Origin of the sequence: Pedobacter chinensis (genome assembly GCF_003339865.1) — a bacterium.
In the GTDB taxonomy this organism is placed as follows: Bacteria; Bacteroidota; Bacteroidia; order Sphingobacteriales; family Sphingobacteriaceae; genus Pedobacter; species Pedobacter chinensis.
In genome coordinates, this window is sequence record NZ_QPKV01000003.1 from 345,451 (window position 1) to 371,531 (window position 26,081).

Annotated in this window: 23 protein-coding genes; 15 read left to right on the top strand and 8 right to left on the bottom strand. The window is 37.6% G+C overall.

What is annotated here, in order from left to right; translation table 11 throughout:
- Nucleotides 1–38 precede the first annotated feature (38 nt).
- Nucleotides 39–1,409 (top strand): RagB/SusD family nutrient uptake outer membrane protein, encoded by a 1,371-nt coding sequence (locus DU508_RS06845; protein WP_115402097.1) that lies wholly within the window; start codon nucleotides 39–41, stop codon nucleotides 1,407–1,409.
- Nucleotides 1,410–2,816: 1,407 nt separating this feature from the next.
- Nucleotides 2,817–3,317: a SixA phosphatase family protein gene (locus DU508_RS06850; RefSeq protein ID WP_158542134.1), complete on the top strand. Its 501-nt coding sequence runs from the start codon at nucleotides 2,817–2,819 to the stop codon at nucleotides 3,315–3,317.
- Between the two features lie 130 nt (nucleotides 3,318–3,447).
- Here DU508_RS06850 and DU508_RS06855 read toward each other — a convergent pair whose 3' ends face one another.
- The 4 genes from DU508_RS06855 to porX form a co-directional block, all read right to left on the bottom strand.
- On the bottom strand, nucleotides 3,448–4,134 hold the full coding sequence (locus DU508_RS06855) for a M15 family metallopeptidase (RefSeq protein ID WP_115402099.1): 687 nt from the start codon (nucleotides 4,132–4,134) through the stop codon (nucleotides 3,448–3,450).
- 277 nt (nucleotides 4,135–4,411) lie between these two features.
- Nucleotides 4,412–5,638, bottom strand: coding sequence for an alanine dehydrogenase (locus DU508_RS06860; RefSeq protein WP_115402100.1), 1,227 nt, complete (start codon nucleotides 5,636–5,638; stop codon nucleotides 4,412–4,414).
- A gap of 70 nt (nucleotides 5,639–5,708) precedes the next feature.
- Nucleotides 5,709–6,125 carry a tRNA (adenosine(37)-N6)-threonylcarbamoyltransferase complex ATPase subunit type 1 TsaE gene (gene tsaE / locus DU508_RS06865; RefSeq protein WP_115402101.1) on the bottom strand — a complete coding sequence of 139 codons (417 nt, stop codon included), beginning with the start codon at nucleotides 6,123–6,125 and terminating at the stop codon, nucleotides 5,709–5,711.
- 869 nt (nucleotides 6,126–6,994) lie between these two features.
- A complete protein-coding gene (gene porX / locus DU508_RS06870; RefSeq protein ID WP_115402102.1) occupies nucleotides 6,995–8,548 on the bottom strand; it encodes a T9SS response regulator signal transducer PorX in 1,554 nt (517 codons plus the stop codon).
- 111 nt (nucleotides 8,549–8,659) lie between these two features.
- Here porX and DU508_RS06875 point away from each other — a divergent pair, with 111 nt between their 5' ends.
- The 8 genes from DU508_RS06875 (at nucleotide 8,660) to efp (DU508_RS06910) (ending at nucleotide 16,539) form a co-directional block, all read left to right on the top strand.
- Nucleotides 8,660–9,883, top strand: coding sequence for an HD domain-containing protein (locus DU508_RS06875; RefSeq protein WP_199562664.1), 1,224 nt, complete (start codon nucleotides 8,660–8,662; stop codon nucleotides 9,881–9,883).
- A 122-nt stretch (nucleotides 9,884–10,005) separates the two neighbouring features.
- A complete protein-coding gene (gene lpxD / locus DU508_RS06880; protein WP_115402104.1) occupies nucleotides 10,006–11,082 on the top strand; it encodes a UDP-3-O-(3-hydroxymyristoyl)glucosamine N-acyltransferase in 1,077 nt (358 codons plus the stop codon).
- Nucleotides 11,072–12,484, top strand: a complete 1,413-nt coding sequence (locus tag DU508_RS06885) for a bifunctional UDP-3-O-[3-hydroxymyristoyl] N-acetylglucosamine deacetylase/3-hydroxyacyl-ACP dehydratase (protein ID WP_115402105.1) — start codon at nucleotides 11,072–11,074, stop codon at nucleotides 12,482–12,484. Before lpxD ends, DU508_RS06885 begins: the two co-directional genes overlap by 11 nt.
- Nucleotides 12,484–13,269: an acyl-ACP--UDP-N-acetylglucosamine O-acyltransferase gene (lpxA, locus tag DU508_RS06890; protein ID WP_010599175.1), complete on the top strand. Its 786-nt coding sequence runs from the start codon at nucleotides 12,484–12,486 to the stop codon at nucleotides 13,267–13,269. Before DU508_RS06885 ends, lpxA begins: the two co-directional genes overlap by 1 nt.
- A 73-nt stretch (nucleotides 13,270–13,342) precedes the next feature.
- A complete protein-coding gene (locus tag DU508_RS06895) occupies nucleotides 13,343–13,810 on the top strand; it encodes a GNAT family N-acetyltransferase (protein ID WP_115402106.1) in 468 nt (155 codons plus the stop codon).
- A gap of 7 nt (nucleotides 13,811–13,817) precedes the next feature.
- Nucleotides 13,818–14,432 carry an ABC transporter ATP-binding protein gene (locus DU508_RS06900; RefSeq protein WP_115402107.1) on the top strand — a complete coding sequence of 205 codons (615 nt, stop codon included), beginning with the start codon at nucleotides 13,818–13,820 and terminating at the stop codon, nucleotides 14,430–14,432.
- Between the two features lie 866 nt (nucleotides 14,433–15,298).
- Nucleotides 15,299–15,859 carry an elongation factor P gene (efp, locus tag DU508_RS06905; protein ID WP_115402709.1) on the top strand — a complete coding sequence of 187 codons (561 nt, stop codon included), beginning with the start codon at nucleotides 15,299–15,301 and terminating at the stop codon, nucleotides 15,857–15,859.
- Nucleotides 15,860–15,978: 119 nt separating this feature from the next.
- Complete coding sequence (efp, locus tag DU508_RS06910; protein WP_115402108.1) at nucleotides 15,979–16,539, top strand: elongation factor P; 561 nt, start codon at nucleotides 15,979–15,981, stop codon at nucleotides 16,537–16,539.
- Between the two features lie 350 nt (nucleotides 16,540–16,889).
- Here efp (DU508_RS06910) and DU508_RS06915 read toward each other — a convergent pair whose 3' ends face one another.
- The 4 genes from DU508_RS06915 to DU508_RS06930 form a co-directional block, all read right to left on the bottom strand.
- A complete protein-coding gene (locus DU508_RS06915; protein ID WP_115402109.1) occupies nucleotides 16,890–17,534 on the bottom strand; it encodes an HD domain-containing protein in 645 nt (214 codons plus the stop codon).
- A gap of 72 nt (nucleotides 17,535–17,606) precedes the next feature.
- Complete coding sequence (locus DU508_RS06920) at nucleotides 17,607–17,888, bottom strand: helix-turn-helix domain-containing protein (protein ID WP_115402110.1); 282 nt, start codon at nucleotides 17,886–17,888, stop codon at nucleotides 17,607–17,609.
- 601 nt (nucleotides 17,889–18,489) lie between these two features.
- Nucleotides 18,490–18,981 carry a hypothetical protein gene (locus DU508_RS06925; RefSeq protein WP_115402111.1) on the bottom strand — a complete coding sequence of 164 codons (492 nt, stop codon included), beginning with the start codon at nucleotides 18,979–18,981 and terminating at the stop codon, nucleotides 18,490–18,492.
- 61 nt (nucleotides 18,982–19,042) lie between these two features.
- Complete coding sequence (locus DU508_RS06930) at nucleotides 19,043–20,221, bottom strand: THUMP domain-containing class I SAM-dependent RNA methyltransferase (RefSeq protein ID WP_115402710.1); 1,179 nt, start codon at nucleotides 20,219–20,221, stop codon at nucleotides 19,043–19,045.
- 71 nt (nucleotides 20,222–20,292) lie between these two features.
- Between DU508_RS06930 and DU508_RS06935 the strand changes: the two genes are divergently transcribed.
- The 5 genes from DU508_RS06935 to DU508_RS06955 all read left to right on the top strand — a co-directional run bounded on the left by DU508_RS06935 (nucleotide 20,293) and on the right by DU508_RS06955 (nucleotide 26,026).
- Nucleotides 20,293–20,661, top strand: coding sequence for a DUF3127 domain-containing protein (locus DU508_RS06935; protein WP_115402112.1), 369 nt, complete (start codon nucleotides 20,293–20,295; stop codon nucleotides 20,659–20,661).
- A 288-nt stretch (nucleotides 20,662–20,949) separates the two neighbouring features.
- The gene (locus DU508_RS06940) at nucleotides 20,950–22,713 is read left to right on the top strand and encodes a hypothetical protein (RefSeq protein WP_115402113.1); all 1,764 of its coding nucleotides are present in this window, start codon (nucleotides 20,950–20,952) and stop codon (nucleotides 22,711–22,713) included.
- Between the two features lie 10 nt (nucleotides 22,714–22,723).
- The gene (locus DU508_RS06945; protein WP_147273597.1) at nucleotides 22,724–23,476 is read left to right on the top strand and encodes a hypothetical protein; all 753 of its coding nucleotides are present in this window, start codon (nucleotides 22,724–22,726) and stop codon (nucleotides 23,474–23,476) included.
- 262 nt (nucleotides 23,477–23,738) lie between these two features.
- Nucleotides 23,739–24,359 carry a hypothetical protein gene (locus tag DU508_RS06950; protein WP_115402115.1) on the top strand — a complete coding sequence of 207 codons (621 nt, stop codon included), beginning with the start codon at nucleotides 23,739–23,741 and terminating at the stop codon, nucleotides 24,357–24,359.
- Between the two features lie 428 nt (nucleotides 24,360–24,787).
- The gene (locus DU508_RS06955) at nucleotides 24,788–26,026 is read left to right on the top strand and encodes a carboxypeptidase-like regulatory domain-containing protein (protein WP_115402116.1); all 1,239 of its coding nucleotides are present in this window, start codon (nucleotides 24,788–24,790) and stop codon (nucleotides 26,024–26,026) included.
- Nucleotides 26,027–26,081 lie beyond the last annotated feature (55 nt).

The following is a 26,081-nucleotide window of genomic DNA, read 5'->3' on the forward strand; positions in this document are numbered from 1 at the left end:
CTTGTGCAAGCCCATTACCTTAAAAAAATCATAATCAGATGAAAAAATATATCATACCAATATTAACATGTGGCTTAATCATTTCAGCCACATCCTGCAAAAAGTTTTTAGATTTAAAACCTTTGGATTCATATACAGAAAGCACTTTTTATGTTGATGAGAAAGGATTACAAGGTGGTTTGGTGAGTTGTTATGACGCCTTGCAAACCGATAGTTTATATGGAAATAACTTGCTTACCTTGGGTGAAATCCGCGGCGATAATGTTACAGATAACGATCCGGGATCTGGGGCAGGTGTTCGTAACTCAATCGAAGTATTTTCAGAAACTTCTGCCAACAATATCCTGGCAGGCTCATGGCAGGGACATTACAAAGCCATTTACCGAAGTAATATGATTCTGGATAGAGCTCCTGCTATCAACATGACAGAATCGATTAAAAATCAAATTATAGGTCAGGCTAAATTTATCCGTGCTTTAAGCTACTTCAATTTAACCCGCTTATGGGGCAATGTTCCTTTGGTGTTAACGGTTCAAAAAACGGATGAAGCCAGGCAAAATTCCCGTACAGCTTCAGCGCAGGTATATCAGCAAATCATTAATGATTTAACCGATGCGGCCACAAAACTACCTGCTACCTGGGCAGATGCACAACGTGGAAGAGCAACCAGTTATGCGGCATCGGCATTGTTAGCTAAAGTTTATCTTTACCAGAAAAGATATGATTTAGTGGTATCTACCCTGCAACCAATTGCAACAGCAATTTACGCGGGAACCGTGCTTTCTGTAGTTCCTCAAACCACAACTTTTCCAAGCGGATTAAAAACAAGCAAGGATATTATTTTTGCAGTTCAATATTTAAACGGTGGGGTAAAGGAAGCCGTAAATCAAGACAACCGCTACAGAAACAACAACAATACCAATACGATTACCATTCCACAATCCATATTCGAAACCACAGATAATCGCAGAGCGCTGGTTGCACCAACAGGAATCGGCGCCCGGCCGGGAAAATTCAATAGCCCTGTTTCAAATTCCACCGAGGTTAGCGGCGACTTTCCAGTACTTCGTTGTGCAGATGTTTTATTGATGTATGCCGAGGCTTTAAATGAAGTTGCGTATGGAAATACAGAGGCTTTTAGGGCACTAAATACCGTTCGCACGAATGCAGCAGCTAGCACTAAAACCGCTGCAATGCTTACCACGCAAACAGAATTTAGAAATGCGGTTTACTTAGAGCGACGTTTAGAATTGGCATTAGAAGCAGATCGCTGGTTTGATATTGTTAGAACAGGGCAAATGCCAACTGTTTTCCCTGGCATTCCTTCATTTAGAAGCATATATCCGGTGCCACAAGCTGAAATAGATAATGTAAATAACAAAAGCGGCTGGCAAAATACAGGCTACTAATAAAAATAAATTTAATTACCGGTATCGTATAAAAGCGGTACCGGTTTTTTGTTGGAGATGTGGATTAAGAAATGGGAAATTAATTTCCCGCAAATCTTCAGAGAGTTATCCATTTACGCTATGGCTTTTCTTGATATTTTGGGCAGTTTGGGTGTTGACCATACCCGTCTCACGCAGGCAAAGTCATTAAGTTAAAACAATCGCTGTCAGTCTGAGCGTAGGTAAAGATCTTTCTATGATCGAAAACAAAAAAGAATTTGCCCTTCGACCATACTATCATTTGACGTTTTTTTGTAATTTATTGTTAATCATGATTTAACTAAAGTTTTTAAAGAAATAATATCCCGCAGATATAAGAAAATCACGCGGACTTTATTTTTAAGCTGCGTGATCAGCGGCATCAGCGGGAACATACCTGAAAAATCTCAACCTGATTTATATTGATTTTTATGACCACGAAGTAGCTGCCAAGGAAAATGGATTATCCTGCCACTGAAGTGAAATAATATCCCGCAGATTTAAGAAAATCACGCGGGCTTTATTTTTAATCTGCGTAATCTGCGGCATCAGCGGGAACATACCTGAAAAATCTCAACCTGATTTATATTGATTTTTATGACCACGAAGTAGCTGCCAAGGAAAATGGATTATCCTGCCACTGAAGTGAAAGAATATCCCGCAGATTTAAGAAAATCACGCGGACTTTATTTTTAATCTGCGTGATCAGCGGCATCAGCGGGAAACACCAGAAGAATCTCAACCTCGTTTATATTAATTTTCATGACCACGAAGTGCTGCGAAGGAAAATGAATTATCCCTGCCACTGAAGTGAAAGAATATCCCGCAGATTTAAGAAAATCACGCGGACTTTATTTTTAAGCTGCGTGATCAGCGGCATCAGCGGGAACATACCTGAAAAATCTCAACCTCGTTTATATTAATTTTCATGACCACGAAGTGCTGCGAAGGAAAATGAATTATCCCTGCCACTGAAGTGAAAGAATATCCCGCAGATTTAAGAAAATCACGCGGACTTTATTTTTAATCTGCGTAATCTGCGGCATCAGCGGGAAAAACCAGAAGAATCTCAACCTCGTTTATATTGATTTTCATGACCACGAAGTGCTGCGAAGGAAAATGAATTATCCCTGCCACTGAAGTGAAAGAATATCCCGCAGATTTAAGAAAATCACGCGGACTTTATTTTTAATCTGCGTGATCAGCGGCATCAGCGGGAACATACCTGAAAAATCTCAACCTGATTATATTGATTTTCATGACCACGAAGTAGCTGCGAAGGAAAATAAATTATCCCTCAGATGACATTGGGTGGGAACATTAAAGCTTTTGCGAAAACGCATGAGGATTAGTCTTTCCTTAACCGATATTTTTTTTAATCTTTATAAAATGAAACGACTATTTTTATTCATCTCACTAAGTTTTTTATTTTCCACTGCAATTTTAGCTCAAACCACCGAAGTTTGGGTGGTTAGACATGCCGAAAAAGATAAATCAAATCCAGACGACAAAGATCCTGATCTTTCAGATGAAGGAAGAATCAGAGCAGGAGATCTGGCAACCTATCTCAGGAAGGTAAAATTTGATGCCGGATTCAGCACTCCATATAAAAGAACGCATCAAACCTTAGATTCACTGATTATTCAGAAAGTGATCAACTATAATGACCCCAAATCATTAGTGGATTCCATTAAGAAAAATTATAATGGAAAAACGGTGATCGTTGCTGGTCATTCCAATACGGTTTTAGAAATTATTGAGGCTTTTGGAGGTAAAAGACCAAAAGAAATGCTTACCGATGATGATTACGATTATATTTTTCGCTTAACGGTAAAAGATGATAAAGCCAGAGTAAAAACGGATCAATACGGAAGACCGCATCATTTATAGTTTAATAGAAACTCCATTTCGTCATGCCTGAAGTTGTTTCAGCATCTGATTAGATTTGTATTTATATCGATAGATTATGCTGATATAAAACCTGCTTTCACACCAATGAACTATTGACCAATGAACTAATCTATAGCTTTTCGAAGGGAATATCCATTAAATCATAATTCTGCCAACCTGAAAAATCGAAGTGCCACCACTCATTTTCCAAAACATTCATGTTATACTTTTTCATTGTGGCAATCAGGAATTCCCGGTTTTTTCTAACCTCTGCCGTAACCGGTTCATACTTCGCTGCTGCAGCTGCAGAAAAACTATCGTATGGAGTTGGCATTGGTACTTCTTCTCCTGTTTTAAGATAAATTAGTGTTAAATCTACTGCGCAACCGCGATTATGTTTTGACCCTTTTGCCGGGTTAGCAACAAAATTTTTATCGCTTGCTTTTTTGTAAAACTCAACCGTTACTGCATAGGGTCGGTAGCCATCAAAAATTTTTAGTCCGTAACCTTTTTTATTTAGTTCCTTTTGGATTTTCTTTAATGATTCTATCACAGGTTTACGGGCAAAAGCTCTTGCCTGTTTGTACATTACCTGCTGCATGAAATTATTCTTCGTGGCATAGCGAATATCCAGCTTAATATTTGGAATTTCTTTTTTTATCTCCAGTAATTCATTATTTGGATTGGTTTTTATCGAGGCCAGATATTGATTGTACGAACTGATTACTACGAGCTTTTTACCCGGCTGAGGATTAATTTGAGCAATGGCAACAAAAGAAAAGGATAGGAAGAAGAATATAAGGCAATTTATTTTCATCTGTATAAATTTATTAATATTTCGTTCATTGTTTTTTCAGTGGTATCAATGAGCTCGTAAACTCGGTTTGTTTTTAATTGTGATGAAGCTATCAGATTTTTCACAAGTGTTTGTTAATTATGTGTTCAAGAACTCGCAAGCTCGGTTTATTCATACCCCTGTGTGGTTTGAAAAATCATGATGGTTTCATAAAGATTTAGCTGAGGTCGGTCATCCTTGCGAGGTACGAAGCAATCTTTCTCGCAAAATAATTGCTTCATGCCCGGCGGTATGGTTATTACTGATTGGAAACCACCAAAAGTTCCAAATCCTTAAAAGGCAAATTAAACATGTCGGATAAATCCTTATTTGTACAATTTCCCTGATAAATATAAAGCGCTTCGCGAATGCCAGGATTGTTCCAAACCATGTTCATTAAACCACCAAATTCACCAATATCCAGTAAAATCGGAGCAAAAATATTGGTTAATGCGTAAGATGCTGTTCGTGGAACCCGCGATGCGATATTTGGAACGCAATAATGAATAACATCGTATTTTCTAAAGGTAGGGTTGGTATGGTTTGTTACTTCTGAAGTTTCAAAACAACCACCCTGATCAATGCTTACATCAATAACAACCGAATGTGGTTTCATTCTGGCTACGGTTTCTTCCATCACAATGCAGGGACTTCTTCCATGACTGGCACGAATAGCGCCAATCACAACATCACAGGTAACAATTGCTTTATTTAAAACAATAGGTTGCATTACCGAGGTAAAAACACGACTACCTAAGTTGTTTTGTAAACGGCGTAAACGATAAATTGAACTATCAAAAACTTTTACCTCAGCACCTAAAGCCAAAGCAGTTCTTGCTGCGTATTCGCCAACTGTTCCTGCGCCTAAAATTACAATTTCTGTTGGTGGAACACCTGTAAAGCCGCCAAGCATTAAGCCTTTTCCACCTGTTACATTACTTAAATACTCTGCAGCAATTAAAATCGATGTGGAACCTACAATCTCACTCATCGCTCTGACCACACTTAAAACATTTCCTTCATCACGAAGATTTTCAAAACACAAAGCGTTGATCTTTTTCCGCATTAAAGCTTTCAGATAATCTTGCTTTAATGTTCCGATTTGAAGAGAGGAAATCAGGGTTTGCCCTTTATGCATTAATTCGATTTCTTCCAGCATGGGCGGAGCAATTTTGACGAGAATGTCTGAATCAAAAACCTCTTTTTTATCATATGCAATTTTTGCACCTTGTTCAGCATATTCAGAATCAGAAAAATTAGCGGCAATACCTGCTCCGCTCTCCAGTACTACCCTATGGCCGTTATTAACCAACAAAGCAACAGATAATGGTGTTAATGCAATTCTATTTTCTTGAAAGGAAATTTCTTTTGGTATTCCTATGTTCAGGCTATTCTTCCTGTTTCTGGTTTCTAGTGTCGCTTCCTGCGTTTGCAATAAACCCTGACGAGCGATATCGGCCATTCCTTCGCGTAATCCTGTAGCCATGATGTTAAAAATGTATTAGTTTTAGGTTGTTCAAGATAGTGAAAATCTGTTAATTAATTGAAACTAATCGTCACACCCTCGAAAAATTAAAAACTCTTCTGTTCTCATCAATAATTGCGATTTCCACTTTAACTAAATGATCAGGCAATAATTCTGCCACTCTTTCCGGCCATTCAATTAAACAAATGCCGCCACCATAAAAGTATTCCTCATAACCCAGATCATAGGCTTCCTGAATATCTTTTATGCGATAAAAATCAAAATGATATACTGATCCTTTCGGGCTTTCGTACTCATTAACAATAGAATAAGTAGGGCTGGAAACCACATCTTCAATGCCCAAAACCCTACAAAAAGTTTTAATAAAAGTTGTTTTCCCCGCGCCCATATCCCCATCGAATATGAAAACCTTTTCATTTGCCGAGAAATCTAAAAGCTGTTGCGCTACCCGCGGTAAATCGGATAAACCGTTGACTGCTATCTCCATTTTAAAAAAATAAAGGCAAAAGTAATACATAATTGCATTGCTTTTGCCTTATCTCTACCATTCTAACTAAACAGATCCAGAATAAATTTATTTTACAAGTGTAAGTGTTAATTTTAAAAGGTCTTGTAGCCACTTCGTGGTCAGCATCTTTTTGCTATGTATTCATGCTATTCGTTCATGCCATTAAGGTCCTGAAACAAGTTCAGGATGACGCTCGTTCATGTATGGTTTTTAAGCGCTCGGCCTGGCCGCCACGTCATGCTAACCTATAGCGAAGCGGAAGCTACGAAGTAAATTTATTTTACAAGTGTAAATATTAATTACAAAAGGTCTTGTAACTACTTCGTGGTCAGCTCTTTCCTGCGATGCGTTCCTGCTATTAAGGTCCTGAAACAAGTTCAGGATGACGACCGTTCATGTATGGTTTTTAAGCGATGGCTTGGCCATCTCGTCATGCTGAACTGTTTCAGCATCTTTTTGCTATGTATTCATGCTATTCGTTCATGTCATTAAGGTCCTGAAACAAGTTCAGGATGACGATCGTTCATGTATGGTTTTTAAGCGCTCGGCCTGGCCGCCACGTCATGCTGACCTGTAGCGAAGCGGAAAGCTACGAAGTAAATTTATTTTACAAGTGTAAATATTAATTACAAAAGGTCTTGTAGCTACTTCGTGGTCAGCTCTTTCCTGCGATGCGTTCCTGCTATTAAGGTCCTGAAACAAGTTCAGGATGACGCTCGTTCATGTATTGGTGTTTTAAGCGCTCGGCCTGGCCGCCACGTCATGCTGACCTGTAGCGAAGCGGAAAGCCACTTCGCTACAGGTCAGGGTAATGATTGGCTATAGCATGATGTATAATAAGTCCTTTTCTACCTTGGCGAATATGTTACCACCGGAATAATCATTTCTTCCAGTGAAATTCCCCCGTGTTGGAAAGTTTCATTATAATAATTCACAAACTGATTATAGTTATTCGGATAAACAAAATAACTATCCTCACGGGCAAAAATATAACTGCTGCTGATATTGATTTTAGGTAATAATGCATCATGAGGGTTTTTAATCAAAAACACCTCTTTAGTATTGAAATTTAAGTTTCTGCCTTGTTTGTACCTTAAGTTGGTATTGGTACTTCTATCACCAATCACTTTAACCGGTTTTTTCACACGAATGGTTCCATGATCAGTGGTAATGATCACCTTTACCTGTTTTTGAGCGATCTTTTTCAATAAATCCCAAAGTGGTGAATGTTCAAACCACGATAATGTTAACGAACGGTATGCAGCATCATCATTTGCCAATTCACGGATCATTTGCATATCAGTACGGGCATGACTCAACATATCAACAAAGTTGAAAACTATTGCATTAAAATCGTTTTGCAGCAGGTTATTGGTTTGTTCTACCAGATCTTTTCCTTGCTCAAAAGTTAAGATTTTATTATAGCTAAATTTACAGTCTTTTCTTAAACTGCGCTTAATGTTATCAGCCAAAAATGCCTCTTCATGCATGTTCTTTCCACCTTCATCATCATCGTTTTGCCAAAGTTGTGGAAAACGTTTTTCCATATCCAGAGGCATCATTCCAGAAAATATGGCGTTACGGGCATATTGAGTCGCTGTAGGAAGAATACTGGTGTACATATCTTCTTCATCAATCCGGAAATATTCAGAAATTAACGGGTTAATGATTTTCCATTGATCGTAACGTAAATTATCAATCAAAATGAAAAACACCGGCGTATTATCGTTAATGTGAGGGAAAGCTTTTTTCTTTAACAACTCATTTGATAATAATGGTGCCTTATCTTTATTATTTATCCAATCGAGGTAATTTTCTTCAATGAATTTGGAAAACTGCGTATTAGCTTCCTGCTTTTGCATGGTTAAAATTTCATGCATCTGCGGATCATCGAGTTTCTCCAACTCCAATTCCCAGAAAACGATTTTTTTGTAAACATCAATCCACTCATCATAATTCAATCTGTCACTTAATGTCATGCCCAAACGACGGAAATCCTGTTGATAAGCCATCGATGTTTTCTCGCTTACCAGGCGTTTATTGTCGATCAGTTTTTTAATGGTTAATAAAACCTGCTTGGGGTTTACAGGCTTGATTAAATAATCGTCAATTTTGCTGCCAATCGCATCTTCCATCAAATTCTCCTCTTCACTTTTAGTGATCAATACCACAGGTACATCAGGATTAAGATTTTTTATTGCAGAAAGCGTTTCTATACCACTCATTCCCGGCATATTCTCGTCTAAAAAAACAAGGTCAAAATGTGCTTTTCCAAATGCCTCCAAAGCATCGTTTCCATTGGTAAATGTGGTTACATCATAACCTTTATCATTCAACAATAATATATGAGGTTTTAATAAGTCGATTTCATCATCGGCCCACAATATTTTAGTTTCTTGCATGTTTTTGTAAAAATAGGTATGTATCGCCCTTTAATTTTGGCAGGTAAATCAAACTATAAATAAAAATAGCAATTTTTGTACCGTATCTATCTATTTAACTATTTTTAACTATTGAACAAGAAGAAAATAATAAATGATCCCGTTTACGGTTTCATTAGCATTCCGTCAGAATTGGTTTACGACGTGATTTCACATCCGTATTTTCAACGCCTGCGCTATATCAAGCAGCTCGGGATGACACATTTGGTTTATCCGGGCGCTTTACATACTCGTTTTCATCATGCTTTGGGTGCCATGCATTTAATGAGCCTGGCAGTTGAAATTCTCAGAAGCAAGGGCCATGTGATTACCGAGGGCGAGGAAGAGGCTGCAACGCTGGCTATTTTACTGCACGATATTGGTCACGGGCCATTTTCGCATGCCCTGGAACATTCTTTAGTTACCGGAATTAAACATGAAGATATTTCAGCCAAACTCATGCATGATTTGAATGGTCATTTTGGTGGAAGGCTAACTCATGCCATCGAAGTTTTTAATGGAACCTATCCAAAAAGATTTCTTCACCAACTCATCTCCGGACAGCTGGATTTGGATAGAATGGATTATTTAAACCGCGATAGCTTTTTTACTGGCGTAAGTGAAGGTGTAATCAGTTTTGACCGGATTATCAAAATGTTCAATGTTTTTGATGAAGATTTGGTGATTGAAGAGAAAGGGATTTATTCGATCGAGAAATTTTTAATTGCCCGCAGGTTAATGTACTGGCAGGTTTATTTACATAAAACGGTTATTTCTGGCGAAATGATTCTGGTAAAGCTATTGGAGCGGGCAAAGGAACTATCTGCCGCAGGCGAAGACCTATTTGCATCTCCATCGTTAAAATATTTTCTGAAAAATGACATTAACGAAGCCAATTTCTTCACTCAACATGAAAATTTAGAACACTTTACTAATTTGGATGATCAGGATATTTATGCGGCTGTTAAAGTTTGGGTAAATCATCCTGATAAGATTTTGTCAAAACTTTGCCAGATGCTCACTTCCAGAAATCTGTATAAAGTGGAAATGAGCAATGAAAGAGCCCCAAAAGACCGGGTTAATTTCTTAATAGATGCCACAGTTAATTTACTGGAGATTAAACCAGAAGAAGCAAGGTATTTTGTATTTACAGATGCCATTCAAAACAGGGCCTATAATGCTGGCGTTGGAAATATTAAAATTTTGATGAAAAATAACGATATTGTTGATATTGCCAAAGCCTCCGATTTATCCAATCTCGAATCATTGCAAAAAACCGTAGAGAAGTATATTCTCTGCTACCCGAGAGGGATTTAAGTTTATTTAACAAAATATTTAACTTTTACTGCCGTTTTAAGTCTTACTATTGTGTAAAATATACACAGCTTAACCTTTACAGGTTTTTTTGTTCATATCAATTTAACATATACCTTTGTACGATGCAATTTACTGCCAAGCAGATAAGCGAATTTTTAGACGGTTCCATTGATGGTAACCCTGATGTGGCTGTAACCGAACTTTCTAAAATAGAGGACGGGAAAACAGGATCACTGTCTTTTCTTTCAAACCCTAAGTACGAAAATTTTTTGTATTCAACTCAGGCATCGGTTGTTATCGTTTCAAAACATTTTGCTCCAACTCAGCCTTATACCAGTACATTAATACGGGTTGATAATCCTTACAGTTCGTTTACTATTTTATTGGATAAATATAATGAAGCTGTAAATGCTCAGGCCGCTCAATCGGGCATTGATAAACTGGCTTTTGTACACCCTACAGCAAAAATTGGTAAAAATGTGTTTATTGATGCTTTTGCTTACGTTTCAGAAAATGTGACTATTGCTGATGGTTGTAAAATTAATGCCCAAACTTTTGTTGGTGCAAACTCAAAAATCGGAGAAAACAGCATTTTTTTTCCAGGTGTAAAAATTTATCACAATTCAGTTATCGGAAATAGAGTTACCATACATGCTAATACCGTAATTGGTAGTGATGGATTTGGTTTTGCCCCGCAAAAAGATGGTACTTATAATAAGATTCCTCAAATTGGAAATGTAATTATTGAAGATGATGTTGAGATTGGTGCCAACACCACTGTCGACCGGGCAACCATGGGGTCTACCATTGTTAAAAAAGGTGCAAAAATCGATAACCTGATTCAGATTGCACATAACGTTGAAATTGGGGAAAATACTGTTCTGGCAGCACAATCAGGCATTTCCGGGAGCACCAAAATTGGCCCCAATAGTGTTGTTGGCGGCCAGGTTGGTATTGCAGGCCATTTAACCCTGGCAAAAGGTACTCAGATTGGTGCACAAGCCGGCATTAATTTTAACATTACTGAAGAAAATAAACAGTGGCATGGAAGCCCGGCACAACCTTTACGTAACTGGATGCGCGCTTCCGTGATTTTTAAACATCTGCCAGATGTGGAAAAAAGAATAAATGCTTTAGAAGAAGAATTGAAAAGGCTTACTGCCGAATTGGAAAAGAATACAATACACAATGAACGTTAGACAAAAGACGATTAACAAAGAGGTATCAGCATCGGGCGTTGGTTTGCACACCGGAGCGAATGTTACCCTTACATTTTGCCCTGCTCCTGAAAATCACGGCTTTAAATTTCAACGTGTTGATTTAGATGGACAACCAATTATTGATGCAGATGCAGACAATGTATCCGATACTTCACGCGGAACAACTATTACGCAAAATGGTGCAAGTGTTAGTACTGTAGAACATGTAATGGCATCGCTTGTTGGTATGGATTTAGATAATGTTTTAATCAAACTTGACGGTCCGGAAACGCCAATTATGGATGGAAGTTCTATCCAGTTTATTGATTTGTTAGAAGAAGTTGGAACGGTTGAGCAAAACGCTGACCGCGAGTATTTCACTATTCCACACAACATTACTTATACGGAAGAAGATAGAAAGGTAGAAATTGTGGCAATGCCATTAGATGACTATCGTTTTACCTGTATGATTGATTATAACTCTCCTGTTTTAGGTAGCCAGCATGCTGGCATTAACACCATTGCCGAGTTTAAAAAAGAAATCGCTTCTTGTCGCACTTTCTGTTTTTTACACGAATTGGAATATCAATTATCTCACAATTTAATTAAAGGAGGAGATTTAAATAACGCTATTGTTATTGTTGATAAAGAAGTTACAAGAGACGAATTAAGTCATTTAGCCAAGTTATTTAACCGCAAGGATATTGATGTTGCACCTCAGGGGATTTTGAATAACATGGAGTTACGTTATCAAAATGAGCCGGCTCGCCACAAATTATTAGATATGATTGGCGATTTAGCTTTGGTTGGTATGCACCTGAAAGGTCACATTATGGCTGCCCGCCCCGGACATGCCGCCAATGTTGCTTTTGCTAAAAAAATTAAGGCAGCAATTAAAAAAGAAAAAAATAAGAAGATACAAAAAGTGTACGATCCAAACGCCAAGCCATTATATGATGTTGTTCAGATTATGGAGATATTGCCACACCGCCAACCCTTCTTATTTGTGGATAAAATACTTGAACTTTCAAAAAACCATGTTGTGGGCATAAAAAATGTAACCATGAACGAGGATTTTTTTAGAGGTCATTTCCCGGGTGCGCCTGTTTTTCCTGGTGTTATTCAAATTGAAGCGATGGCGCAGGTAGGTGGAATCTTAGTATTAAGTACAGTTCCCGATCCAAGTAACTATCTAACCTATTTCTTAAAAATAGATAATGTTCGTTTTAGAGCTCAGGTTCTTCCCGGAGATACCATTGTTTTCCGCTGCGATTTACTTGAACCGATCAGAAGAGGTATTGCTCAAATGAAAGGCGTTGGTATGGTAGGCGAAAAAATCGTTGTAGAAGCCGAAATGATGGCTCAAATTTCAAAAGTTAAACAAACAGAACCTGCCGAATAATGATACAACCTTTAGCATATATACATCCTCAGGCAAAAATTGCCGAAAACGTAGTGATTGAGCCTTTTGTAGTGATACATAAGGACGTTGTTATTGGCGAGGGAACCTGGATTGGCTCGAATGTTACCATTATGGATGGCGCCCGAATCGGTAAAAATTGCCGTATTTTTCCCGGGGCTGTCATTTCTGGCGAGCCTCAGGATTTAAAATTTGCTGGCGAGGTTACTACGGCAGAAATTGGTGATAATACCACCATTCGTGAATGTGTAACCATTAATCGCGGAACGAAAGATAAATGGAAAACTGTTATTGGCAGCAACTGTCTGATTCAGGCATATTCGCATATCGCACACGATTGTGAAGTGGGTAATAATTGTATTTTCTCCAACAGTACTACTTTAGCCGGTCACATAACCATTGGGAACAATGTGGTTTTAGCGGGCTTAGTGGCCATACACCAGTTTGTTAAGGTGGGTTCTTATGCTTTTGTAACTGGTGGTTCATTGGTTCGTAAAGATGTTCCTCCTTATGTTAAAGCAGCACGCGAGCCACTTTCTTATGCAGGTATTAACTCTGTGGGTTTACGCAGAAGAGGTTTTACCAATGAGCAGATTGACGAAATTCAGGAAATTTACCGCGTTCTTTTCGTAAAACATAATAATGTAACCAAAGCGCTCGATATGATTGAAGCCGAATTCAAACCAACGGAAATTCGTGATGAGATTGTAGATTTCATTCGCAATTCTAACCGTGGCGTAATGAAAGGCTTCGGAATGGGCAGTTAATTTAAAGTAGAAGCTGAAAGGGTTAAGGGTAAAACCTATATATAGCTTTAAACTAAAATTCAAACAGATATTCATGAATGATTTAACGCTAATCAGAACAAATTCAGATCATGCCGATTTTAGGCAATTGGTCTTTTTGTTGGATGAAGAGTTGGCCGTTAGAGATGGGGATGAACATGCTTTTTATGCGCAGTATAATAAAGTTGATGCCATTAAAGAAGTTGTGGTGGCATACCAGAATGAACATCCTGTTGGCTGCGGCGCAATAAAATCTTTTTCAGAAACAGCTGTAGAAGTTAAGCGCATGTTTGTTCATCCGGGTCATAGAAAAAAAGGCATTGCAGCTAAAATTCTCCATGAACTGGAAAACTGGACTAAGGAACTTGGCTTTTCTGAATGTGTTTTGGAAACGGGCAAAAAACAGCCTGAAGCAATTTCATTATACCAAAAAGTTGGTTATCAAATCACGCCGAATTATGGACAATATATTGGCATTGATAATAGCGTTTGCATGGCCAGGCCGCTAAACAATAATCCTTAAGCGCTTAATGAAAATAGCTTTAAATAATGTAGGCAGGAGATTTAATAAGGAGTGGATTTTTAGAAATCTAAGCGCAGGCTTTACTTCTGGTAATAGTTATGCTGTTTTAGGCCCGAATGGTTCAGGGAAATCTACTTTATTAAGTGTTTTAACAGGGAGTTTAGCACCCTCTGAAGGACAGATCATTTTCTCTGATGAAAAGGAGATTCCCGTAGAGGATATTTATCAATATATTAGTCTTGCGGCACCTTATCTGGAATTGGTAGAAACTTTTACCCTCAAAGAGATTGTCAATTTCCATTTCAAATTCAAAAATTTTGCCGTTGGCGTTGACGCTAAATCACTAATCTCCATTCTCGGCTTGGAGAAATCAGCAAATAAAGAAATTAAATATTTCTCATCAGGAATGAAGCAAAGAACTAAACTGGCCTTGGCTTGTTGTTCGGATTCTCCAATTCTATTTTTAGATGAACCTACCAGTAATTTAGATGTTCAGGGAATTAACTGGTATCGGGAACTGATTGAAAATTTCACAAAAGATAGATTAACCATCATTGGTTCCAATCAAATTCAGGAATATGATTTTTGTAACGAACACATTCAAATAGCTGATTACAAGTAGGTTATTTTAATTAAGGCTTTCCTGAAAGGCACGTGTTTTGTCATCCATTTGTATTATAAAAATATTTTTAAAAAAATATTTTGTAATTGATAAATAGTTCTTACCTTTGCACCACCAAAAAGAGAAACAAAATATTTAAATTCTCTTAAAGGAAAAGATCATATTTCTGCATTGCAGAATCAAAATATAAAAGCCCAAAAGGCGAAAAATTTTTTCATAGTTTAGTTTGAGGTTTAGGTTGATTATGCCTTTGGAGTGGTTCCCAAAGGCATTTCTTTTATACGGAGTTTTTTATTTCCATTAGCTAAAGCCGAATGGCGAACAGCAGACCGGTCAGCCTGCAAAAAGCCCGTCATTGCGAGGCACGAAGCAATCTATTTCGTAAAAGGATTGCTTCGTGCCTCGCAATGACGATAAGCCAACATGCAGGAGCGATTCTGGGTTTTTCTTATTAGCGGCATCAGCGGGAAACACCTGAAGAATCTCAACCTGATTTATATTGATTTTCATGACCACGAAGTAGCCGCGAAGCCAAAATGAGTGATCCCTATATTGATGTGTTCGTCCAATGTGTTGTTAATCAATATTTTAAATAAATAATATCCTGCAGATTTAAGAAAATCACGCGGATTTTATTTTTATCTGCGTGATCAGCGGCATCAGCGGGAAATGCCTGAAGAATCTCAACCTGATTTATATTGATTTTCATGACCATGAAGTCGCCTCGAAGCAAAATAAATGATCCCTCAGAAGTATAAAAGAACGAACTGTCCTTGCCGATTAATCAGGGTTTTGCTTTCCAAATCAAAATTCATTTATTTAACTTTGATGTTCAAAAAAACAACAAAACAAGAATTCATTTTAAAATGGCAAAGGCATCAGAAGTAAAAAGCGGAAATGTTCTTCGTTTTAACGGAGAGTTGGTAAGTGTAGAAGAGTATATTCATCGTACCCCTGGAAATTTAAGAGCATTTTATCAGGCGCGCATGCGTAACGTAAAAACAGGTAAAATTGTTGAATACCGTTTTCGCACAGATGAAGAGGTAACCATTTGCCGGGTTGAAACCAACGATTACCAATATCTATATGAAGATGGCGATTATTTAGTGGTAATGGATAACAATACATTTGAGCAGTATAATATTCCTAAATTACTTTTCGGGAACTCAATCAGATTTTTAAAAGAGGGAATGAATGTAACCATTGCATTTGAAAGCGAAGAGCCAATTGTTGCGCAATTGCCGAATAGTGTAGAGTTAGAAATTACTTATACAGAACCTGCCGTGAAAGGCGATACCTCTACCAGTGCTCAAAAATATGCGACTGTAGAAACCGGCGCTGAAATCAGGGTGCCTTTGTTTATTAACCAGGGAGATAAGGTTAAGGTTGACACTAAAACCGGTGACTATATGGAGCGTGTAAAATAGGATTCTTTCTTTAAACTCCTAAGCCTTATACCTTAAAGCTTTATAGGTTTTTACTAAAATAATTTTACCTTTGCCGACACAAAAAACTGAAATATAAATCCAAATCGGGATAACACAATATGGCAAAAGCATCAGAAATTAAAACAGGCAACATCCTGCGTATAAACGGCGAGTTGGTTACTGTTGACGAATGGAATCACCGTACACCAGGTAAAGGCGGGGCTTTTTACACTGGTAAATTTCGTAACATTAAATCGGGTAGAATTGTTGAAGCTCGTATGAATACCGACGAGGCTGTTGAAATTTGCCGCGTAGAAACCAATGATTATCAATATCTGTATGAAGATGGCGATTATTTGGTAGTAATGGATAACAACACTTACGAGCAGTATAATGTTGATAAAGCCTTATTTGGTTCAGCGATCAAGTTTCTGAAAGAAGGTATGAACGTTATTGTTTCTATGGAAAGTGAAGAAGCCATTATGGGTCAGCTGCCTAACTTTGCAGAGTTTGAAATCACTTATTCAGAGCCTGCTGTAAAAGGCGATACTTCTACCAACGCATTAAAAGCCGCAACACTTGAGAATGGTGTTGAAGTTAAGGTGCCAATGTTTGTGAACCAGGGCGATAAAATTAAAATTGATACACGTACCGGAGAGTATGTTGAGCGTGTAAAATAATATTCATTAAATTTGAAAGCCTCTGAAGATAATTCTTTAGAGGCTTTTTTGTTTACAGGCTCTAAAGAACGAAGCAGGAAATCCTTCAGGAATAGCAGTTCCGTTCGTTACAATCTTTTATGAGCGTCAATCGTGATAATAAATCTGTTCAACTTAGTGGCATTTTAAGCTTTTGATGGGGAGAGAGAAAGGCTTTGAGGAGTTCAGGCGTGTAAGGTGATAAAAACAAACTCCCTGTAAATATTCGTCGCAGATCTCGCGAAAGCAACCTGTTTGTTTTGATAAACCATTGTTTTCTACGAAGCCCGAAAGAACGCGATCTGCAGGAAATTAATTTTGTCCGGAACTGATTAATTACCTTCCCATTCTTTATAAAAATGATCCAGGTACACTAACATAAATTGATGGCGCTCCGCTGCAATTTCTTTTCCTGCACGGGTATTCATCAAATCCTTAAGCAGCAGTAATTTCTCGTAAAAATGATTTACGGTGGGAGCTGTGGTGTTTTTATAACTCTCCTTGGTTAAATGTTGTTCAGGTTTAATGGATGGATCATAAAGAACACGGTTTTTAAAGCCACCATAAGTAAAAGCTCTGGCAATCCCGATTGCGCCAATTGCATCTAAACGATCTGCATCTTGCACAATTTGCATTTCTATAGAAGTAAATCCAGTTTGATCGAAGCTGTTTTTAAATGACATGTTCCGGATGATGAGTTTAACATGATCGATAATTTCATCATCTATGGCTATGGATTTTAAAAATGAGGCCGCTAGATTCGGGCCAAGCTCCTCATCACCATTGTTAAATTTTGGATCAGCAATATCATGTAATAATGCTGCAAATGCTACAACCAGTTCATTCCCATTTTCTTTTTCATTAATATGCTGAGCGGTTTTAAAAACACGTTCAATATGAAACCAATCGTGCCCAGCTTCGGCATTGGCTAAAGTTTCCTTAACAAAATCAATGGTTTTTTGAATAGACAACTGCATAATTGAATTTTTACCAAAGGTATTGGAAATATATGCAGGGAAAAATAAATGATATCAACAGCGGAAAGTTATCTAACTTGCCGCCGCTGCTCTACTTTCATCATCAGCAATAATTTTAATCAAATCATTATGATTTAAAGTTAGTAAATGCGTTACCTCAACTTCTAAAATTGCGGCAATTTGAAATAAACGATCGATAGTTAACTTACTATAGCCCAACTCAATTTTACTATAAGCGTTTTGAGATATTTTTAGTTTTGCTGCCAGATAATCCTGAGTATAATCTCTGTATTCTCTGATTTTTCTAATATTCCCGGCAACGTTCTTCGTCTTTAAAGCTAATACATCTTCCATAAAGGGGATAATTTTAATGTTTTTTGTTATTTACGAAATTTTTGTCGAGTTAGATTTTATAGGAATTTTTTTCAATCACTATAATGTATCACGCGAACGGGGACAACTTTATTATTATAACAAATAAACACGTTAAAAGTTTAATGTATTATCATTTGGTGTTGCTAATCAGGTGGTTATGAAAACCTTTAAATTCAGACTTGGTTATATAAGCAGCTTCAGCTCTTAGTGGCGAATTTGCCTGATATTTTAATAGGATTATCATATTCGCGCATAGTTGAACATTATAGATTTCGTTGAGCGATTACCCAAATGGATTTAATACTGGCTATTGCCGGAGTCTTATACCGGAATCCTGATCTGGATGTGGCACATTTTCATTTTAAAAGGGCATATTCATCATGCAATCCTTACTCCACGCTGCGAACAAGGGAAACGATTATCTTAATTGACACCGTTTACGCACTTTTGTAATACAGATAAAATTCTGGTATTAAAAAGAAGCAGTTGATAGCAATATGTGGCGCAAACAGTTTCCATCAATGATTGAATCATTTAAAAAAACGAACAAGAAGAAGACCGGTGATCCCGGATCTAAAGATTAATATAATCCCCAATCATCCTCATAATCATCTTTTTCAAAATGTTTAACCCATTCTATAAACAGTAAACGGAACTTCTCAATTTCTGCAATCACAATGTCTTTATATTCAGGGGTGCAGATTTCAAACATGTCTGCGGCCCTGACCTGAGTTTCCAGTTCGCGGCAATTGGTGCGGATAATGGAAGCATTTTCCATTCGTAAAATGTACATGTCTGCACCTTCGGCGCCAACAATTTTAGGGCAAAGCATCAAAGCATTTTGCATGATTAAATTGGCTGTTATTTCAGCCATTTCGCCTTTTAAGGTCTCACAAAATAAAGCCGCGTATTTATAAACCGCACGAGCCTGATTGTATAAGTTTTTTGCCCTGCAAACCTTCAAGCGCACTTTTTCTGCGTCATCAGAAGATAAGTTTTCATCATCCTCGTCGTTTTCATAGCGACTAAAATGTTCCCATTCGGGCATGTGGTCCATGTCATCAAATTCCATATTTTCAATATTACGTTATGGTACGTAGAGAGCGTAATTTATTAATTTTTAATTTAAAAGCCTAAGCCTCTGCTTGTGGCGCTCTGCGAGAGCCGTCATAAAGTTCATATTCAAGCATTCTGCAATCTAGTTTTCCATTGTAGAATTCTATTTTTTTAGATGCTTTTAATCCGATTTTTTTTGCAAGATCGGGATTTCCGGTAAAAATATAACCAGAATAACCTTTGCATTTGGTTTTCATGAAATCACCCATGCGTTTGTAGGTTAATTCTAATTTGCTGTGAACACCCAAACGTTCGCCATATTCAGGGTTAAAAACCACCACGCCTTTTCCGCCTTCCGGAACAGGGGTAAGCTCAAAATCGCAAACTTCAAATTGAATCAAAGTATCCACTCCGGCAGTTTTTGCATTTTTGCGGGTAACTTCTACAGCATCTTCCGAAATATCAGAAGCAATGATTTTAAGTTCAGTATTTTTAATGACCTGATCTTTCAAAATTCTTCTTTCTGCAAAAAACTCTTGTTCATCATAACCTAAAATGTGCATAAAGCCGTAATTCATGCGGTATAAGCCGGGAGCACGATTGGTGGCGATTAATGCCGCTTCGATGGCCAGTGTTCCTGATCCGCACATGGGGTTGATAAAAGGAGATTTTTTGTCCCAATTGGTGGCATAAATCACTCCTGAGGCCAAAGCTTCCAGCATTGGTGCTTTTCCGGGAATTTTACGATAACCATGTTTGGCTAAAGTTTCGCCGGAAGTATCCATAAAAACATCAGCATCGGCATCTTTCCAATATAAGTGTACTACTGCTTTGTTGGCATCAGAACCAGAATTCGGGCGAATGCCTTTTTTCTCTTTCATCCGGTCTACAATCGCATCTTTAACTTTTAAATTAGCAAAAAGCGGAGTGGTGATATTTGGATTATCAACATTTGAAGTAACGGAGAAATAACCGGCAAAATCGATTAATTCTTCCCATTCAATTTGATTTATTTCGTTATATAAATCATCTGGCGTAATCGCCTTAAAACTTTTGATGGCATACAAAATCTGGCTGGCGCAACGCAGGTTCAAATTTAGCTTGATGCACTCTGTAAGGGTGATATTCAGCTCAACGCCGGTTGGAAAAGACCTCTCTATTTGGTAACCTAAAGCCGTAACTTCATTTTGCAAATACGGAGAAAGGCGCTTATTACAGGTTATAATAACCTTGCTTTTATTGTGGAAAACTTGCATCATAATATATGCGAAGTTATCAATAAAATTATAGAGATTTGATGTTTATAGTACATTAAGTAGTATTAGTTATGGAAATTAAAGGAAAAGTACACGAAGTAGGTGCAACGCAGCAAGTGAGTGAAACGTTTAAAAAACGTGATTTAATAGTAGAATACGCAGAAAATCCAACATACCCGGAATATATTCGTTTTGAGGCTTTACAAGATAAAACTGCATTATTAGATACATTTAAAGCGGGTGATGAAGTTGAGGTTTTCTTTAATTTACGCGGTCGTCCCTGGACAGATAAAACAGGAAAAACATCATATTTTAACAGCTTGGTAATTTGGAGAATCAATGCTATCGCAGCAGGCGCTCCACCAGCAGCAGCCCCTGCTTATGCAGCTCCGGTTGATGTGAGCAATACCCCGGGCGAAGATGATGATTTACCTTTCTAAATAAAGAATCTTTTTTAAGCAAACAATTTTGAACCATGCCGGGGCCTTAGCCCTGGCATTTTTTTTGGCATGTTTTTCATAATAACCTTAGCTCGATAGAGCTTATGTCAGCTAAGCGAGCGATAATTTATTCTTTGTAAAGCGTTTTGTGCTCGTCTAATTATTTTATACAAACAAGAGAGTAAAATTACCCTTTTTTTGCGATTCGTTTGTAGTTATAAAAACAAATACTAAGTTTACAGTATCTCATCTCTCAACCAGTAACTAATTCTTAACATTTAAATTAACATGATGAATAAATTAATGCTCAACAAGGGCAAAGCGATGGTTTGTCTTATTTTATTGTGCCTGTTTTTGGCGCAGGGATGCAAGAGAGAACTGTTTCTGCCCAATGTGCCGCCGGTGAACAAGGATCGGCAGATCACAAGCATCAGCTACCTGAGCTTCCTGAGCTCCATTGACATCGATCAGACCGGGAGCTTGAAAAATGCGCTGACAGGTGACAAGGAGAAACTGATGAGCGCAGAAAAAACCATGAGCGATCTCATCCTGGAAACAGACAGCGTTAAAAAGCTTGTGGTAAAAGACACGGTCAGTTATGTTTTGAGTATCAGGCCCCACACGCCAAGGGCGGTACGGTTCCAAAATCTTACCATTCAGATCTCGAACGGGAAAACGACCGCTTTTTTGAGCACCTATGTCCCAGAGCGTGAATGGATCAACGATTGGAGAAGGGGATCTCAGAAAGGCTACAAGGGTACGGTGACGTTCAACAAGATCCTGCTTGATGCCCTGCTCTCCGGCGAGCAGCGGATGGGTTCGGAGCGCATGGCAAGAGAGGATCTGGACTTGAAGGGCAGGATGCTGGCCAGTGTGGGGAATGGCATTGGTGGGGCGCCCGGCACGATAAGCCTTTTGCCGGGCGAATGCGAGTTTTATCAGATCTTTGCAGTGGTACAGACCCCTTGCAAGGAGGGGCACATGAGCAAGGCGGAATGCAACTATTTCAGCACCTACGGGACCTGGGACCTTGTTCCCGGCGATTATCCCCCTGGCTATAACATCCACGTCACAAACGTGGTGAACTGTGCGATGCCCGATTTTCCCTCGGGCGGCGGAGGGGGGAGCGGTGGTGGCGGCGGGGGCAACACCACGCCAAACCCACCGGGAACATATGATCCCTGTGACAACACCCCGCAACCGGTCGGAGGTGTGAGTCTTGAACGCGGGACAAGGCTGATGGTCGCCGCCCCAACGGATTGTGACACCTCTCCTGGGGTGCCTGAAGTGCCCACCGTGCCAACGGTAACCTCAAGACAGTTTTTGCTTGACAAGCTGGACTTGACACCGCAAGAACAGAATTATGTGAACGATCCAGGCAATGTATCGATCGTTAACGCTCTGGCGAATTATTTGATTGCCAACGGGATTGCAGAAAACAAAGAATTTGGTAAATGGGCTGTGGGACACTTGACAATCAGACCCAATATCTCATTGGCACAGCTAGACAACATTTATGATGCTTTTAGATACCAGACTTATATGCCTAGAGATAAAGAGCCTGCAAGCTATTATTGGCGTCCACTTTTAAGTAATAGCGATGGAAGTGATAATTTTAGCATTTTACTTGAAACTACACCACATTATACTTATCCAAATGGACAAAAAACAATAAACCTAGAAGCATTCAATTGTCACTACTATGCCTTTGGTCTCGCATATGCTTCACAAGTTGATCATGAAAATCCAAGATGGGTAATAGCGATAAAAATAGAAACTAAGGATTGGGAGCAAGTAACAGGGGCTATTCAGGTTGGCGATAGGGTAATGTACTCTTTAAATAACAATGGAACATCAGGCTGGACACACTCAGCCATAGTGACTGAAGTAGATGCTGATGGTTATGCTACCAAGGTAAGTAGTAAAATGGGAACTTATCAGATTATTGAGCACCACCCTCGAGATATTCCTGTATCTTATGGCGCTACTGCACCAACGTTTACTATAGAAGGAAAACAGTACCCTTCTCGTGTTTATTGGAGAAAAAAATAAGTTTAATGGCATGAAAAAATTCAGTTTAATCATTATCGCATTTTTTGTTGTCCTTGCTTATGCAAACGCACAACAGATTGACTACCAGCATATCGATTTAGAATTTCAAAAATTAATAGACTTAAAATGGGATTATGAAAGATATAAAAATAATATACAAAAAAGAGACTCTGTTTTTGCGCTTTATAAAAACCAAAGCAATAAAATAAAAAAAGCACCTGAAATATACTTGAGTTATATTAAACTTGCGCTAAAAAAAGACAGGGTCATGCCAGCCAAAGAAACTGTTTATTATAAATACGTATCTGGAACGGGCGAGTATATCAATAAAAGTTGGCATAAAATTAAGAAAGTCGATTTGTATCGGGTTGTTAGATATAGTTTATTCAAGAGAGATGATGAGATTTTACCCGAGGATTTTCGTGGATTGCCAGTAATTGACGAGAAAGATTATAATGGCTATGATAAGACTAAGCAGGGCGATTTTAAGATTGCCATCAAGTTTCTTTTGTACAATTTGCAACTAACCCCACAAGAAATAAAGTTTATTAAAAACGACAACAACCAATTGCATGTGCTGGACATGAAAAAATATTTGGATAAATATGGTCTAAGCACAGAAAATAAAGAATTCATAAAATGGGCGATAGATTATTTGATAAAATATCCAAAATTTTCGTTAGCTTATCTTGACAATGCTTACGATGTAATAAGATACCGAAATCTTGTTCCCAGAGATAAAGAGCTTAACAATTCGAATTAGATTGCTCTATACTCCTTCAGCTTTAAGGTTACTTCTAATACAAAGCCGTTTGTGTAAAAGAAATGTTAGGTTGATTAAATAGGATAGATATATAGCGGGTACAAGCAGACACTTGCAACAGAGGGGAGAAAATAAAGTTTAATGGCATGAAAAAACTCAGTTTAATCATTATCGCATTTTTCGTTGTCCTTACTTGTGCAAATGCACAACAGATTGACTACCAGCATATCGATCTAGAATTTCAAAAATTAATAGACCTAAAATGGGATTACGAAAAGTTAGAAATAATACTCAAAAAAGGGACTCTGTTCTCCTGCTTTATAAAAACCAGAGCAATAAAATAAAAAATTCTCCTGAAATATACTTAAACTATATTAACTATGCTTTGAAAAACAAAAAGACTCAGTTATCAAATGAATCTAGCCCATATAAATACATATCTGGTTTACTCTCTACGTATGATAAGAATAGTCATTTTATCAAAGAAATAGATTTATACAGACTCATTAAATATTATCTATTTAAACGCAATGATGAGTTATTGCCCGAAAGCTTCCGTGGTCTTCCTATGGTTGAGGAAAAAAATTATATAAAGCAATATACGCCTAAATGCGGAGAGCGTAGAGCAACCATTAAATTTCTTAAAAAGAATTTGTCGTTAACTTCAGCGCAGTTAAAATTTATTAAAAACCGCTATAACATAAAAGATATAACCGACATGAAGAAATATTTGAATGAAAATGGCCTCAGTTCAGAAAATAAAGAATTTATTGAATGGGCCATAGATTATCTGATTAAACGAAGCTGGGTTTCGGTAGGCTGGCTTGAAAATGTATATAAAACAGGTCGCCAAAATAATATCCCGAGTGATAGAGAGCCATGATTTAATTTATAATTGTAAGAAGGTGGAGAGTTAGCCCTCAATTGATTTAAGTGTTCGCTATTTCGGCGGTCACTTAAACCTTTAATAAGAACAATGCAATGTTAATAAGCTTGATGATTGTTTAGGCTGTGCTATATTTTGGTCTACGACCTGACTTTTTTCAAAACAAAAGAGGTTTAAGTGTTCCAACGGATCACTTAAACCAAAGGATAGCAAAAGCGATAACGGTTTTTAATAATAAAATCAAAAAATTTTAAAGGTCGGAAACATCTTGTTTCTGGCCTTTTCTTTATTTTTGGATCTATGTACGAACCAAATAGAAACAAAAATTTTCTACCTAAAGATAAGGTGCCCGTCAATCTTCATTAAGGAATTATATAACTTCTAAAAAATAAATTTATGCTTTCAGTTAACCTAACGCTTTTCCTATGATTAAGGATCTACTAAAAAAATATTTTATAGGAATATTTCTCATTTTGTTTACTATTCCTTCTGTTCTTTTTGCCCAAAGCATGCTAATGGGTAAGGTTTTAAATGAACAGAACATGCAACCTGTTCAAAACGCAAGTGTGTATTTTAATAATACACAAGTTGGTACAATAACCAATGAGAAAGGGCAGTTCAAATTATATTCCAAAAGGCTTTATAGCGATTTAATAGTCTCGGCTGTTGGTTATGAGAAGGCAATCATAAATATTAACGGAAATAATTCTACCTATACCGTTCTTTTAAAAGAAAAATCCAATGAACTGATTGAGGTAACGATTGGTACAGGCAAAAATGATTGGAAAAAGTGGGGGGATTTATTTTTTCGGCTTTTATTAGGGAAGGATCATAATGCTGCTTACTGTAAAATACTAAATCCAGAGGATGTCAAATTTTATTATGATGAAAGTAACCATTACTTAGAGATAAGCTCCAACAAGCCTATTTTAATTAAGCATTTAGGCTTAGACTGCACATTACATGTTGATATCGATAAATTCACTTATGACTTTTTAAAAGACGAGCTAGATTACCATTCAGGGATTTATTATAGTAATATTGACGCTAAACCTATAAAAAAGATAAATACATTCTTAAAAAACAGTTACCTGGGTTCAAAGATGCACTTTTTTAGAAGCTTATATTCAAATACCCTAGAGGAGGAAAACTTCCAGTTATATCGCTATAGTTCTATTAAAAATATTAATAAAGAAAATGCTTTTAGAGCAGTACAGTTATATAAAGCAAAAAAAATAGCTGCCGGTGCAAAAGGGCATGATCTGCTAAAATTATCTGATTATCCAGATTCTGCTGAGTACTACAGAAAGCTGTTGATGCAAGATGATGTTCTAAAGTGGGACACTACTAGAGTAAATTATAGAGAATATTTAACTTTTGATAGTTTAAATAATAAAATGATATTCAAATTTAGCGACACGCTTATGGTGTTGTATAAGCGAGACAATAATTTAGCTTACAATATAACCAGACAGCATGTTAGTTCAGGGCTTGGTGCAATTTCATTAATAGAGTTAAAAACACTTTTATGTTTAACAAATCAAGAAGGTGTAATTATAGATCCTGCCGGGTTTGCGCTACCAAATGTATTGCTAATGATAGGCAATATGGGCGATAGAAGGCTTGCGCACCAGCTTCCTTATGATTTTATTTACAGCCCGTAAGGATATATAGTCTTCATTTACAGCCCGATAAGCGCATGTTAAAATATGTTAAAAA

Coding starts and splice junctions, on each gene's coding strand:
- DU508_RS06915 (WP_115402109.1), bottom strand. CDS start 17,534: ATGCAGTTGTCTATTCAAAAAACCATTGATTTTGTTAAGGAAACTTTA.
- DU508_RS06925 (WP_115402111.1), bottom strand. CDS start 18,981: ATGGAATTTGATGACATGGACCACATGCCCGAATGGGAACATTTTAGT.
- porX (WP_115402102.1), bottom strand. CDS start 8,548: ATGCAAGAAACTAAAATATTGTGGGCCGATGATGAAATCGACTTATTA.
- DU508_RS06920 (WP_115402110.1), bottom strand. CDS start 17,888: ATGGAAGATGTATTAGCTTTAAAGACGAAGAACGTTGCCGGGAATATT.
- DU508_RS06940 (WP_115402113.1), top strand. CDS start 20,950: ATGATGAATAAATTAATGCTCAACAAGGGCAAAGCGATGGTTTGTCTT.
- DU508_RS06885 (WP_115402105.1), top strand. CDS start 11,072: ATGAACGTTAGACAAAAGACGATTAACAAAGAGGTATCAGCATCGGGC.
- DU508_RS06845 (WP_115402097.1), top strand. CDS start 39: ATGAAAAAATATATCATACCAATATTAACATGTGGCTTAATCATTTCA.
- DU508_RS06900 (WP_115402107.1), top strand. CDS start 13,818: ATGAAAATAGCTTTAAATAATGTAGGCAGGAGATTTAATAAGGAGTGG.
- DU508_RS06945 (WP_147273597.1), top strand. CDS start 22,724: ATGAAAAAATTCAGTTTAATCATTATCGCATTTTTTGTTGTCCTTGCT.
- DU508_RS06930 (WP_115402710.1), bottom strand. CDS start 20,221: ATGCAAGTTTTCCACAATAAAAGCAAGGTTATTATAACCTGTAATAAG.
- DU508_RS06895 (WP_115402106.1), top strand. CDS start 13,343: ATGAATGATTTAACGCTAATCAGAACAAATTCAGATCATGCCGATTTT.
- DU508_RS06935 (WP_115402112.1), top strand. CDS start 20,293: ATGGAAATTAAAGGAAAAGTACACGAAGTAGGTGCAACGCAGCAAGTG.
- efp (WP_115402709.1), top strand. CDS start 15,299: ATGGCAAAGGCATCAGAAGTAAAAAGCGGAAATGTTCTTCGTTTTAAC.
- DU508_RS06950 (WP_115402115.1), top strand. CDS start 23,739: ATGGGATTACGAAAAGTTAGAAATAATACTCAAAAAAGGGACTCTGTT.
- tsaE (WP_115402101.1), bottom strand. CDS start 6,125: ATGGAGATAGCAGTCAACGGTTTATCCGATTTACCGCGGGTAGCGCAA.
- DU508_RS06955 (WP_115402116.1), top strand. CDS start 24,788: ATGATTAAGGATCTACTAAAAAAATATTTTATAGGAATATTTCTCATT.
- efp (WP_115402108.1), top strand. CDS start 15,979: ATGGCAAAAGCATCAGAAATTAAAACAGGCAACATCCTGCGTATAAAC.
- DU508_RS06860 (WP_115402100.1), bottom strand. CDS start 5,638: ATGGCTACAGGATTACGCGAAGGAATGGCCGATATCGCTCGTCAGGGT.
- lpxA (WP_010599175.1), top strand. CDS start 12,484: ATGATACAACCTTTAGCATATATACATCCTCAGGCAAAAATTGCCGAA.
- DU508_RS06850 (WP_158542134.1), top strand. CDS start 2,817: ATGAAACGACTATTTTTATTCATCTCACTAAGTTTTTTATTTTCCACT.
- lpxD (WP_115402104.1), top strand. CDS start 10,006: ATGCAATTTACTGCCAAGCAGATAAGCGAATTTTTAGACGGTTCCATT.
- DU508_RS06855 (WP_115402099.1), bottom strand. CDS start 4,134: ATGAAAATAAATTGCCTTATATTCTTCTTCCTATCCTTTTCTTTTGTT.